This window comes from Flavobacterium wongokense (assembly GCF_021608265.1).
Taxonomy (GTDB): Bacteria; Bacteroidota; Bacteroidia; order Flavobacteriales; family Flavobacteriaceae; genus Flavobacterium; species Flavobacterium wongokense.
The window spans coordinates 152914-166269 of record NZ_JAKIHP010000002.1 but is presented as its reverse complement, the minus strand read 5'-3'; the positions used below and the strand labels follow the sequence as shown (position 1 = coordinate 166269).

The 13356-nt window shown below is 38.8% G+C and carries 17 protein-coding genes; 15 read left to right on the top strand and 2 right to left on the bottom strand.

Features of this window, described 5'->3' with window-relative positions:
* Positions 1–84 precede the first annotated feature (84 nt).
* The gene (locus L1S31_RS06820; RefSeq protein WP_236463871.1) at positions 85–459 is read left to right on the top strand and encodes a ribosomal maturation YjgA family protein; all 375 of its coding nucleotides are present in this window, start codon (positions 85–87) and stop codon (positions 457–459) included.
* Between the two features lie 55 nt (positions 460–514).
* Positions 515–1543 (top strand): hypothetical protein, encoded by a 1029-nt coding sequence (locus L1S31_RS06815; protein ID WP_236463870.1) that lies wholly within the window; start codon positions 515–517, stop codon positions 1541–1543.
* A gap of 35 nt (positions 1544–1578) precedes the next feature.
* Here the strand turns inward: L1S31_RS06815 and L1S31_RS06810 are convergent, their stop codons facing one another.
* Positions 1579–3555, bottom strand: coding sequence for an alpha-ketoacid dehydrogenase subunit alpha/beta (locus L1S31_RS06810; protein ID WP_236463867.1), 1977 nt, complete (start codon positions 3553–3555; stop codon positions 1579–1581).
* Between the two features lie 126 nt (positions 3556–3681).
* Here L1S31_RS06810 and L1S31_RS06805 point away from each other — a divergent pair, with 126 nt between their 5' ends.
* The 13 genes from L1S31_RS06805 to L1S31_RS06745 all read left to right on the top strand — a co-directional run bounded on the left by L1S31_RS06805 (position 3682) and on the right by L1S31_RS06745 (position 12667).
* On the top strand, positions 3682–4257 hold the full coding sequence (locus L1S31_RS06805; protein WP_236463866.1) for an AraC family transcriptional regulator: 576 nt from the start codon (positions 3682–3684) through the stop codon (positions 4255–4257).
* A gap of 94 nt (positions 4258–4351) precedes the next feature.
* Positions 4352–4924, top strand: coding sequence for a helix-turn-helix domain-containing protein (locus tag L1S31_RS06800; RefSeq protein ID WP_236463864.1), 573 nt, complete (start codon positions 4352–4354; stop codon positions 4922–4924).
* Positions 4925–5007: 83 nt separating this feature from the next.
* Complete coding sequence (locus tag L1S31_RS06795; protein WP_236463862.1) at positions 5008–5448, top strand: response regulator; 441 nt, start codon at positions 5008–5010, stop codon at positions 5446–5448.
* A 108-nt stretch (positions 5449–5556) separates the two neighbouring features.
* Positions 5557–6021: a GNAT family N-acetyltransferase gene (locus tag L1S31_RS06790; protein ID WP_236463860.1), complete on the top strand. Its 465-nt coding sequence runs from the start codon at positions 5557–5559 to the stop codon at positions 6019–6021.
* Between the two features lie 95 nt (positions 6022–6116).
* Complete coding sequence (locus L1S31_RS06785) at positions 6117–7070, top strand: isopenicillin N synthase family dioxygenase (RefSeq protein ID WP_236463858.1); 954 nt, start codon at positions 6117–6119, stop codon at positions 7068–7070.
* Positions 7071–7150: 80 nt separating this feature from the next.
* On the top strand, positions 7151–7483 hold the full coding sequence (locus L1S31_RS06780; protein ID WP_236463856.1) for a translation initiation factor: 333 nt from the start codon (positions 7151–7153) through the stop codon (positions 7481–7483).
* 111 nt (positions 7484–7594) lie between these two features.
* Complete coding sequence (locus L1S31_RS06775; RefSeq protein WP_236463854.1) at positions 7595–8461, top strand: nucleoside phosphorylase; 867 nt, start codon at positions 7595–7597, stop codon at positions 8459–8461.
* Between the two features lie 83 nt (positions 8462–8544).
* Positions 8545–9072, top strand: coding sequence for a GNAT family N-acetyltransferase (locus L1S31_RS06770; protein WP_236463852.1), 528 nt, complete (start codon positions 8545–8547; stop codon positions 9070–9072).
* A complete protein-coding gene (locus tag L1S31_RS06765; protein WP_236463850.1) occupies positions 9073–9600 on the top strand; it encodes a GNAT family N-acetyltransferase in 528 nt (175 codons plus the stop codon).
* A complete protein-coding gene (locus L1S31_RS06760; RefSeq protein WP_236463848.1) occupies positions 9597–10448 on the top strand; it encodes a substrate-binding domain-containing protein in 852 nt (283 codons plus the stop codon). The genes L1S31_RS06765 and L1S31_RS06760 overlap by 4 nt, the downstream gene beginning before the upstream one ends.
* A gap of 17 nt (positions 10449–10465) precedes the next feature.
* Positions 10466–11398, top strand: coding sequence for a transglutaminase-like domain-containing protein (locus L1S31_RS06755; protein ID WP_236463846.1), 933 nt, complete (start codon positions 10466–10468; stop codon positions 11396–11398).
* Between the two features lie 94 nt (positions 11399–11492).
* A complete protein-coding gene (locus L1S31_RS06750) occupies positions 11493–12071 on the top strand; it encodes a DUF3575 domain-containing protein (protein ID WP_236463845.1) in 579 nt (192 codons plus the stop codon).
* Positions 12072–12082: 11 nt separating this feature from the next.
* Entirely contained in the window at positions 12083–12667 is a 585-nt protein-coding gene (locus tag L1S31_RS06745) for a hypothetical protein (protein WP_236463843.1), read from the top strand.
* 1 nt (position 12668) lies between these two features.
* Here the strand turns inward: L1S31_RS06745 and L1S31_RS06740 are convergent, their stop codons facing one another.
* Complete coding sequence (locus tag L1S31_RS06740) at positions 12669–13334, bottom strand: uracil-DNA glycosylase (protein WP_236463841.1); 666 nt, start codon at positions 13332–13334, stop codon at positions 12669–12671.
* Between the last annotated feature and the right edge of the window lie 22 nt (positions 13335–13356).

Genomic DNA, 13356 nt, shown 5'->3' with positions numbered 1-13356 from the left:
CCGCATTTATTTTGGGTTTTAATACTTTTTTAAGACATCGAAACCGATGCGGATTTTTCATATATTGCAGGGAACAAAACCACTATGCTAAGATTCAATAAAACCTATTTTGCCTTAACTGTATTGCTGTTTATTACAGAAGTGCTGATAGCCCTTTATGTGCATGATAGTTTTGTCAGGCCTTATATGGGTGATGTTTTGGTGGTGATCCTTATTTACTGCTTCATTAAATCTTTCCTAAATGCAAGGGTTTTACCAACAGCTGTTTTTGTACTGCTGTTTGCATTTGCAATCGAAACGCTTCAGTATATCAACATTGTAGAAAAACTCAAACTCAAAAGTTCCGATGTTGCGCGGACTGCCATTGGCACTTCGTTTGAATGGATGGACATCCTGTGTTATCTAGTTGGCGTTCTTATTGTGCTTATTATCGAAAAAGCAAGGCAAAAAAACAGTTGATTCCTTTCTTTGTATATATTTGATTTTGCCTTAAAAATTATTTACCCAAAATAGTATGACACCAAATAACAAGCTCAATAAACAACTCGAATTGACCAACGAACAAACCTCTCCTCTATTCCGGATTATGTGGATACAAAACCGCGATGAGCCTCACAGGCGCCATTTTGAAAATAACATTTGCGCGTTCCACATCGGCAACGGATTTATACTTTCGGTGGCGCATAATCTGAAGGTTGAAGCCAATATTTTTAAATCGATTGAAAACGGGCAATACCTGACGGATATTTTTCCATACCTGAATTCCGAACAGGCGCAGCTGTTTGAGAGCTGTTACCCTTTAGAACCCGGAAATCAAAGGCGTTATGCCAATATTACCAATCCTAATGATTATCAAACCATCATTAATTTACTCAAACAGATCAATTTCGATTCGCGTTGGATTACGATGATGAACCGCAGAATCTGCAGGCCGCATTTGGTCATCCAATTCAAGAATAACCTGTTCTTTAACAAACCTGAACTTTCGGCGCATTTCAATCAGGCGACTTATTTTGCCGAACCGGCCATACAGCGTCATACCTTTTTGGTTGAAGTGGAATTGGTTGAAGCATTTTACAATGAAGACATCGCACTATATAAAATCATCAACACGCCACAAGCTGTAATTGACGCCATGCCAAGCCTTGAAATTGATTACACGCTTTTGGATGACAATCAGGAAAATTATTACTGCCTGCAAAGTTCGCCTACAAGTGAAATTGGCAAGCTCCTCAACAAAGCACAAATTGATGGCTTTACCGAACATTTTGCTATTTTCCAGGAACGTTTTGAAGGAAATTACAACCTTGAAGGTTTGCGTTACCTGATTAAGGGATATTTTAGGTTTGGTTCTTCGGGCGCACCTTATGTGGTTTATGATGCTGCCGCAGACAAATTCAAGGTCAATGCCGTGCAAAGCGAAGCATGCCCGATACAGCTTTCCATCAACAACCAACGCGATGGGAATTTTCAATACATTAATGCCATTGCTTCGCCCTTGCAGATTATCCGTGAAAGGCTTGAAAAACACACCTCACAGTAAATGAAAAAGACGCTTTAATCAGCGTCTTTTTTATTTTAATATTCTAAAAGTTCCAATAAGGTTTTCTCAAATCGTTCCTTTGGCAGATATTGGTCTTCCAATGATTTTACAAATGGAATGGCACTCTCCAGGCTTCCTACCCTTTTGACAGGTGCATCTAAATGCTCGAAACACTGTTCCATTATCATCGCCGAAATATCGCTGGCAACACCTCCAAATAAGGTATCTTCCTGAAGTATGATTACTTTATTCGTTTTCTTAACCGATGCAAAAATGGCTTCAGTATCTAAAGGCTGTAAGGTTCTTAAATCCAATAAATCTGCACTAATACCTGAATGTTTGTTTAAGGTTTCCAAAGCCCAATGCACACCTGCACCAAACGAAATAATTGTTACCTGCGTTCCTTCTTTCAGCAAAGCCGCTTTTCCAAAAGGAATTGTGTAATAATCTGTTGGCACATCCTGGTAAACCGAACGGTATAATTGCTTGTGCTCAAAGAACATCACCGGATTTGGGTCGTTTATTGCTGTATTCAACAAGCCTTTTACATCGTATGGAAATGCAGGGTAAACTACTTTCAGACCCGGAGTTTTGGTAAACCAGGCTTCATTGGTCTGCGAGTGGAATGGCCCGGCCTGTGTTCCACCACCGCAAGGCATTCGCACAACTACATCGGCTTTTTCATTCCAACGGTAATGCTGTTTTGCCAATAAGTTTACGATTGGGTTGAATCCGGTAGAAACGAAATCGGCAAACTGCATTTCAACAACAGCCTTATGCCCATTGATGGACAATCCCATTCCTGCAGAAACTACAGCACTTTCACAAATTGGCGTATTCCTGACTCTTTCTTTCCCAAACTGTGCTACAAAGCCATCGGTGATTTTAAATGCTCCACCATATTCGGCAATATCCTGACCCATAATCACCAAATTCCCATGGCGTTCCATAGACTGTCTCAATGCATTGGAAATGGCATCCACCACACGAATATTTTCAGTTGTATCAGAAGGATTAACTTCTTCAAAATCATACGGTTTGTAAACATCACCTAATTCTTCTTCCAAACTAGCCGTAATATCTGGTTCGGCTTGGGTAATTGCCCAATTTTCATCAATTTCCTTCTTGATTGCTTTGGTAATCTTTTCATCTTCCTCTTCAGAAAGCACGCTAATCTGAAGAAGGTATTCCTTATAATTTGAAATCGGATCCTTGATTGCCCACATATCCATCAGCTCCTGCGGAACATATTTGGTTCCACTAGCCTCTTCGTGGCCACGCATCCTAAATGTTTTGAATTCCAACAATACCGGTCTTGGATTCTCAACCATCGATGCTTTTAATTCAGCGATTTTGGTAAAAACCTCGAGAATATTATTCCCGTCAATGATGTGGCTTTCCATTCCGTAACCCACACCTTTATCAGCCAAATTTTCACAACGGTATTGCTCATTTGTTGGCGTTGACAAACCATAACCGTTATTTTCGATTACGAATAAAACCGGCAAATCCCAAACTGCAGCAATATTTAAAGCTTCGTGGAAATCACCTTCAGAAGTTGCTCCTTCACCGGTAAATACCGCAGTAACTTTTCCGTTTTTCTTTAGTTTGTTTGCTAAAGCAATTCCGTCGGCAACACCCATTTGTGGGCCCAAGTGCGAAATCATTCCGATGATTTTGAATTCCTGCGTCCCAAAGTGGAAACTACGGTCACGTCCTTTGGTAAATCCGGTTTTCTTTCCCTGCCATTGCGAAAACAATCGGTGCAGTGGAATGTCTCGTCCTGTAAAAACTCCCAAATTTCTGTGCATCGGAAGTATGTATTCATCCTTGTCCAAAGCAGCTGTTATCCCTACTGAAATAGCTTCCTGCCCTATTCCCGAAAACCATTTGGAAACCTTTCCCTGACGTAGCAGGATAAGCATCTTTTCTTCAATAAGCCTTGGTTTCAGCAATCTTTTATATAAGTCCAATAACTGTACATTGGATAAGTCTTTTCTATCGAAATTCATCTCGTTTTATTTAAGCTCCGCAAAAATATAAAAACGATTAGGATTGGAGCAGTAATTTTTTAATATAAAATATAAAATTTTTGATAATTTTTTTACCTTTATTCTTCTAAAACCAACTTTGAAATTATGATGAAAATCTATATCCGAAATATGGCTTGCGAAAGCTGTATGATTGTAGTACGGGAAGCCCTCAAGGACCTTGACCTCAATCCGGTAAAGGTAAGCCTTGGCCAGGCAGAAATAAAGGAAGAACTTACAGAGGCCAAAAAAAAGAAACTTGACGCCCTGATTAACAAGGCCGGTCTCGAAATTGTAGAAAGCAAAGGCGGAATATTGATTGAGAAAATCAAGAACTACTGCCAGGAATATGTGGTTTCCGAAAAACACGTAAAGGTCAACATCTCCGAATTCCTTTCTAAAAAATTAGACCGCGACTATAATTATTTATCGAATATCTTTTCGGAAGTAGAATTATGCACCATTGTTCATTATATCAATCTGCTGAAAATTGAAAGAGCCAAGGAAATGATTCTTTTTGAGGATAATAATTTAACCGAAATCGCCCACAAACTCAACTTTAACAGCTTGTCTGCGTTCTCAACCCAGTTTAAGAAAATCACCGGATATAACCCAACGCATTTTAAAAACCTAAAACACAAAAGGAGGATTGCAATCCAAAAACTTACCAAGGAAAATCAGTAAAATTTAGAAATTTCAAATATAAAAGTAGAAGTAATTTATTATTAAAAACAATAATATTGTTACACGAAAACCTAACTTTTAATTTGAAATATAAATGAAAATCTACATTAGGAATATGGCTTGCGAAAGCTGTAAAGTAGTTCTAAGGGATGCACTCATAAAATTAAATATCCAACCTGTTAAAATTGAACTTGGCGAAGCTGAAATAAAAGGAGATTTAACCGATGCCAAAAAGCAAAAACTCGATGCCTTGATCAACAAGGTTGGCCTTCAGATTGTTGAAAACAAAGGCGAAATCCTTATTGAAAAAGTCAAGCATTACTGCAAGGAATATGTCATTTCAGAAAAATTAATAAAAGTCAATATCTCCGAATATTTATCCCACAAACTCGATAAGGATTACAATTACCTGTCAAACCTGTTTTCAGAAGTTGAATCGTGTACCATTGTACATTACATCAATCTTTTAAAAGTTGAGAAGGCAAAGGAAATGATCTTGTTTGAGGATTATAATTTTTCGGAAATTGCAGCCATGCTAAACTTCAATAATTTATCGGCCTTTTCTACACAATTCAAAAAAATCACAGGTTACAATCCGACACATTTTAAAAAACTAAAAAATAAAAGAAGGTTGACCGTTCAGGAATTAACCAAGAAAAAACAGTAAAATTTAGAAATTTCATTTATAAAATTACAAGTCTTTACTGATTAAAAAATATAATTTTACTCAACAATTTTTAATAAGGGTCAATGAAGAAAATTACTATTTTTTATGCTGACGATGATGAGGATGATTTGATGCTTTTTAATGAAGCTATAGAAAAAATCTCTACTGATTCTGAAAGCACCATCCATTTACATCTTCATAAAAATGGGGAAAGCCTCATAGAAAACATCAAAAAGAATAAGCAGGCACAAGGCTTTGTTTTCATGGATATCAACATGCCTTTTAAGTCGGGTTTCCAGCTTCTGGAAGAAATCCGTAAAAACCCGGAGACCAAAGAGTTTCCTGTCATTATGTATTCTACGAGTTCCAATCAGGATAATATTGACAAGAGCCAGGATTTGGGTGCCAATTATTATGTTGTAAAGCCTTATGAATTCAATGAATTGTTGAAAATCATTTCAGACTTCATCAAGATAAATTGGGAAAATCATAAACATGACCCAAAAACTTTTCTATATAAATAACTCTTCTTACTTACTTTTAAAAACCTCAAAGCAATCCCCTTACTTTGAGGTTTTTTGTTTGCACTTATTAAGCTTATCTTTACCACAGGCAAACTAAAAAAAATATCAATGGATAACATTACGATAAGAAAAGCCTCTTTTGAGGATTTGAAAACACTCCTGGATTTTGAACAGGGAGTAATTGACGCTGAACGTGCTTTTGACAGCACTTTAAAAACCCATGATGCCAAATATTACAATCTCGAAGAAATGCTGACGATGCCCCATATTCAGTTTGCTGTGGCAGAAGTCAATCATGAAATAATTGCTTCGGGTTATGCCAGAATAGAAACTTCAGAGCCTTATCTGCAACATGAGAAACATGCTTACCTAGGTTTTATGTATGTTCTTCCCGAATATCGCGGACAAGGCATAAACCGTAAGATCATTGATTATTTAAAGGATTGGGCGCAGTCTCAGGAAATAACAGAATTAAGGCTGGAAGTCTATTTCGATAATAGTCCAGCGATTAGTGCTTATGAAAAATTTGGCTTCTCCAGGCATATGATTGAAATGCGGATGAGTATCAAATAACTTTCAAACTTAGCATTCCGTTAACACTATAACGTAGAAAAACTTTATCTTTGTACCCTTTAATTAGGGAAACTTCCCAAAAATCATTTAACGGTATGCAACAAATCCCAAGTGTTGACTTACGTGATTTCCTGTCGGACGATCCGGCACGTAAACAAAAGTTTGTAAATGAAATCGGAAAAGCATACGAAGACATTGGCTTCGTAGCATTAAAAGGTCATTTTTTGGATGACCAATTGGTTGAGAATCTGTATGAAGAAGTGCGCAACTTCTTTAATCTTCCTCTCGAAACCAAAGAAAAGTATGAAATCCCAGGAATTGGAGGGCAAAGAGGCTATGTTTCTTTTGGAAAGGAATCAGCCAAAGGCCGTTCTGCGGGAGATTTGAAGGAGTTTTGGCATTTTGGACAATACGTTAGCGAAGGTTCCAAATACGAAGGCCAATATCCTGACAATGTTGAGGTGAAAGAACTGCCAAAGTTCAATACTATTGGTAAGGAAGCATTTCAAATGATCGAAAAAACCGGAGTTTATGTACTAAGGGCTTTAGCTTTGCATTTAGGTTTGGATGAATTCTATTTCGACAAATATGTAAAGGACGGAAACAGCATCCTACGCCCTATTCATTATCCGCCAATTACAGACGAACCTAAAGACGGTGCTGTACGTGCAGCTGCTCATGGCGACATCAACCTGATTACCCTTTTGATGGGTGCTCAAGGCAAAGGATTGCAGGTGATGAACCACGATGGTGAATGGGTTGATGCGATGGCTGAACCAGACGAATTGATGATTAATGTTGGCGATATGTTGTCAAGGCACACCAACAACAAACTGAAATCAACAATCCACCAGGTTGTGAATCCTGCAAGGGAATTATGGGGTTCATCCCGTTATTCTATACCATTTTTCATGCATCCGGTTAGCGATATGTCATTAAACTGCCTGCCTGAATGTATTGATGCAGAACATCCTAAACAATATGAAGATACTACCGCTGGTGAATTCCTTCACGAAAGATTGGTAGAATTAGGCTTAATCAAAAAATAAATCTATATCTTTGAATTAGTAATTTCCAAATCTCGATTTGCGTCGGGATTTGGATTTTTACTTTTTGTATTTTTTAAACTATGGATTTACAGGAACAATTAAAGAAACTATTCCCAGACCACGAACCTTCAAACGAACCTGAAGCTGTTGAAGAACAGGACCACGTTCTTTTCATTCAAAAGGAACCCATGATCTGCAAATACGAAAAGCGAAAAGGCAAAGCCACCACCATCATTGAAGGCTATGAAGGCAGCGATGAGGATTTCAAGGTTTTGGCAAAGGAATTAAAAACCAAACTCAGCGTAGGCGGAACTTTTAAGGGCAGCTCCATCATCATACAGGGCGATTATCGCGACAAGATCATGAACCTGCTTAAGGACAAAGGCTTCAAAGTCAAACGTGTCGGCGGATAAACCTTTTGTCATTCCCGCGAAGGCGGGAATCCACAAATAAATAAAATAGATTCCCGCTTTCGCGGGAATGACAGAAAAAACAAATAACCACATTAACGAATAAAACCAACCATGATTAAATCATCAGAATTAATATTAAACCCAGACGGAAGTGTTTATCACCTAAACCTGAAACCAGAACATATCGCACACGACATCATCTTTGTTGGTGATCAAAACCGTGTGGAAAAAATTACGCAGTTTTTTGACAATATCGAATTTTCAACCCAAAAACGCGAATTCAAAACCCAAACCGGAACCTACAAAGGCAAAAGGATTACCGTAATGTCAACCGGAATTGGCCCGGACAACATCGACATCACGATGAACGAATTGGATGCTTTGGTAAACATCGATTTGGAAACGCGTAAACCAAAAAAAGAGCTGACATCGCTTAACATTGTCCGTATCGGAACTTCAGGCTCGTTGCAGAAGGACATTCCGGTTGACAGCTTTGTAATGGGCGAATTCGGATTGGGCCTTGACAATATGATGCGCTCGTACCTTATTGAGGACATCGTTGAAAAAGACATGGAAAAGGCCTTCATCAAACACACCAACTGGGATTTGAAAAAAGGAACGCCTTACATCTTTGCCTGTTCTGAAACAATGAAAAACAAATTCGACAGCGACCAAATCCACAAAGGAATCACAGGAACTGCCGGAGGTTTTTACGGTCCACAAGGACGTGTTTTGCGTTTGGATATTCAAGATCCGGAACTGAATGGAAAAATGGATAACTTCAAATTCGGAGAAACCCGAATGGCAAATCTTGAAATGGAAACTTCGGCTATATATGGCTTAGGTAAACTTTTGGGACACAACTGTTTGTCGCTTAACGCCATCATCGCAAACCGCGCCAACGGAACCTTTAGCGCCGATCCATACAAAGCAGTTGACGCTTTGATTCAGTATACTTTGGGGAAATTTGTTGAGTAATTAGGAGCTAATCCGGCTTTCCACTATATCTTTTGCTAAAGCAAAAGGATGCCGTTGCAATCCGGGCTAGAAAACAGTTTAAAATGAACCTAATCCTTGAAACCGAACGATTAATCCTTCGCCCATTGGAACTTTCCGATGTTGACGGTTTCTTTGCTATGAATGACAATCCGAATGTCAGCAAATACCTTCGGATTCCGCTCAAAACAAGAGGTGAAGCCGAAGCATACATCCGGAAAATCATCAACGAATATCAAAAAAACGGCATCGGAAGATTCGCAGTCGTTTTGAAAAACACCAATAATCTGATAGGTTTTTCGGGCTTGAAACTTCGCGCCAACGCAGAGAATGGGTATGAAAATGTTTATGATTTGGGATACCGTTTTGCTGAAGAACACTGGCACCAAGGTTTTGCCACCGAAGCAGCTCAAGCCTGGCTCAAATACGGATTTAACGAAATGAAATTATCGGTCATCCATGCGTGTGCGGTAAAAGACAATATTGGTTCCAACAAGGTTTTACAGAAGTTGGGCTTTGAATTCACGAATGAATATATGGCCAACAATGAGCCACACAATTGGTATAAAATTGAAAAACACAATTTAAAATAAATGAATCTCATTCTCGAAACAGAGCGGCTGATTATGCGTCCTTTTAAGTTTTCAGACGCCGATGCCTTGTTTGCCATGGACAGCAATCCAAAGGTTCATGAATTCCTTGGAAACAATCCGTTGACTGAAATCGAGCAGGTTCACGATTATATCAAAAGCATCCAAAATCAATATACTCAGAATGGCATTGGCCGTTTCATCACTGAGATTAAAGAGACCAAAGAAGTCATAGGCTGGATTGGCTTGAAATTCATTACAGAAGAAGAAAACAGCCATATCAATTTTTATGACATTGGCTATCGGTTAAGGAAAGAGTTTTGGGGAAAAGGGTATGCTTCTGAAGGTGCAAAAGCCTGGCTCGTTTACGCTTTCAATGAAATGAAAATTACAACAATATATGCGTCGGCACATATTGATAATATTGGCTCCAATACAATACTGAAGAAAATTGGGCTGCAGCAAAAAGAACAATACTCACACCAAGGCATTCCGTGTTATTGGTATGAATTAAAAAATAAATTACAATGAAAACCATAAAAATAGCAGGCGTTCCCGAACATTTTAACCTGCCTTGGCAATTGTGCGTTGAAAACGGCGAGTTTGAGGAAATTGGAATTGATTTGCAATGGACTGATATTCCTGAAGGAACAGGCAAAATGTGCCAAATGCTGCGTGATGGCGAAACCGATATGGCTGTCATCCTGACAGAAGGCATTGTAAAGGATATTATTGCAGGAAACGATTGTTCAATTGTTCAGGTGTATGTTGAAAGTCCGTTGATTTGGGGAATCCATGTTGGTGCGAATTCAAAATACAATTCGCTGAATGATTTGGAAAACACAAAAGTGGCTATTTCACGTTATGGCTCGGGTTCCCATTTAATGGCGTATGTCAATGCACAAAACCAAAATTGGGATGCCGAAAACCTGCAGTTTGAAATTGTAAACACCATTGACGGCGCTGTAGAATCGCTGACAAATGGTTCTGCCGATTATTTTATGTGGGAACGTTTTATGACCAAACCATTGGTTGACAAAGGAATCTTCCGCCGTGTTGCCGACTGCCCTACGCCATGGCCCAGCTTTGTAATTGTCGTTAGGAACGAATTCCTGCAAAACAACAAACAATCGGTGGCGCTCATTTTGGAAACCATAAACCACACAACGCAGGAATTCAAAGAGATTCCAAGCATTGACCGGACTTTAGCTTCAAGATTCAATCAGAAATTGGAGGATATTCAGCAATGGCTCCAACTTACCAAATGGTCGCAAAAACCATTGGAAGAAAAAGTGTTAAACAATATCCAAAATCAATTGTTTGACCTCAAAATAATCGATAAAAAGGGTACTTTTGCTGAAATAGTAAAAGCCGTTTAGCTTTTGCCAAAGGCAATATGATAAAAATTGGGAATCTTACTTATCAACAACTTAGGGAAAAATTCAGGATAAAAAGTCCATGGGACATGATTATCATTTTCATCCTAAACATCCTGATAACCATTCCTATTTTTATTATCCTGCACCACAACCTTATTTTGCTCGAGTGGGCACATTATGCCGATAGGGTTTTGATGTTTATCGTTATTCTTGTTGCAATCCAACTCATTTTAAGAGCCATGAGAAGGGTAACTTTGATATCGGTGATATTGTATCTGCTCTTTCTTCTTTTTGGGACAGTTTCCGGGAAATATAGCTTTCAAAGAGTGTTTGAGGATTACCGTTCAATGATGTACACCATGGATGAGAATCCTTATCCGCAGGATATTATCATCACCAAACTGCTTCCGTTTCCAAATAAATCCAAAATCCTGGATGCAGTAGAATACCAAAATCCTAAAATCCGAAACTTTGCGATCATGGCAATCAACAAGAATTTTAAGGATGTTAAAGGCTACTATGATTATTATATTATCATTCAGTCGTTTGCCATTTTTAAGGAAATCAACAGCCGTTGGAATTACGTCAGCGACCCAAAAGGACATGATTATATTGCCAAAGCCACAGAGTCATTACAATATCTTTCGGGCGATTGTGATGACCATTCGGTCTTCATGGCGGCCTGTATTAAATCGATTGGCGGCACTACCCGATTGATCCATACCAAAGGGCATATTTACCCTGAGCTGCTCATTGGAACCAAAAAGGATTTGGAGCACATCAACTACGCCATCAAAAAGGTTTTATTTGTAAAGGAAAGTAAAAACAAACCCATCAATTACCACATTGATGAACGCGGGAATGTTTGGCTTAATTTAGATTATACTGCCAAATATCCCGGAGGCCCTTTTATGAATGAGGAAATCCTCGGAGCATTGACTTTAGATTAGAATTTCGGGTTAATAACTCGTTCATAATTCATAATTGGGAATCTGCTAATCGCCATTTTATTTACTATATTCGTTTTCAATAAAACATCCTATAATGAAAAAGCTATTTTGCCTAATGCTCTTGTTGCCACTGGCTTTGCTCGCACAAGAAGGTGCAGAAAATACGGTACTTGCCAATAAAAAGAACGAATTCCGTGTAGACGTTTTGTCTGCCATAGTATATGCAAAAGCGAGTTTGAGTTACGAGCGTTTCTTCGGAAAGGATTGGTCAACCGGTTTCAATGTGAACTTTTCCAACAGCAATAAACTCAACGATGATTTTGACAAAGGGTACCGAAACAATGTCCCTAAGTTTGAATTCAATCCGTATTTGAGGTATGCGCTTTCCAAAAGCAAATCGCGCTATTATTTTGCCGAAGTCTTTGGTTCCTATAATGGCGGTGATTACAAGGAAATCATACGTTTGACCGATGAAGTCGGGAATGATTATTACACTACAAAAAAATCAAAATATACCGATTTTGGACTTGGAGGAAGTTTGGGTTACAAGATGTATTTCAAGGACAGTATCGCTTTGGAATTCATTGTTGGATTTGGTTCCAACCTTACCAATCGTGATAAAAGCCCTGACGTGATTTCAAGGGTTGGCTTAAATTTAGGTTACCGATTTTAATACAGATAAAGATGAAAAAATTACATTATATAGCCCTGATTGCAGTTGCATTTTTATTTGCTGATTGTGACACCAACGACGATGGTTTTTATAACAACGTTTATGCTGAAGTGCCTAATCTGGTAGCAATGGACGCACATTCTAATACGTACACTGTTGGAGAAAAATTATACCTGAGTGCAGATTTTTCAAGATACCTTCCAGATGGCATAAGGACTTTGGATGCTTTCGAAACCACAGGCGCGACAGAATTTGCTTTTTCTTATGTAATCGAGAAGCAAATCAGCGGAGGTGATTGGGAAACGGTAAGCCTTGATGAAAACCTATTGGATATCGTAAAAGGAAACGCCTACAGTAGTGGCCCGTATGTTTATGCCATTTGTGAATACAATGATGTCGACGAAACTTATGAATACCGCATGGGATTCCCATTGCTGGCAGCCGGAACCTATCGTTTGAGTTATGGCTACAACAGTGAATCCTTGAACAGTGTAGAAATACGTTCGATAAGCCCTCCAACGCGTTTGTTTTTAAACATAGATTCATTGGTAACCGGAATTGACGCTGCAGGTTATTACCACTTTACGGTAAACTAGCTTACCATTCAATCGTTTTTTTTCCTAAACTTTCCAGGTAAACATTGGTTTTGCTGAAATGCTTATTGCCAAACCACAAACCGCGGTTAGCACTCAACGGGGAAGGATGCCCGGTTTCCAAGACATGGTGTTTGCTTCGGTCAATGCGTGCGCCTTTTTTCTTGGCAAATCCGCCCCAAAGAAGGAATACGACATTTTGTTTTTCGTCTGAGATTTTTTGGATTACTGCATCGGTAAATGTTTCCCAACCCTGATTCTGATGGCTTCCTGCTTCGCTTTCCCTAACAGTCAGCGTTGCATTGAGCAATAAAACTCCCTGGTCTGCCCAGCGCTCGAGGTTTCCTGTTTTTGGAAAAGGCTTGCTCAGATCAGCTTCAATTTCCTTAAAAATATTGATTAAAGATGGAGGAAAACCAATACCGTCATTCACCGAAAAACACAAACCGTTAGCCTGCCCAAATCCGTGATACGGATCCTGGCCTATAATTACAACCTTGACATCTTCAAAATGGCAATGGTCGAATGCTGCGAAGATTTCGCTTCCTTTTGGAAAACACCTTCTCGTAACATATTCATTTTTAACAAATGAAATTAAGTGCTGAAAGTAAGGTTTCTCAAACTCGCCCGAAAGCATCTTTTGCCAGGATGAATGTATTTTAACGTCCATTTAATTATTTTTTACAAATATA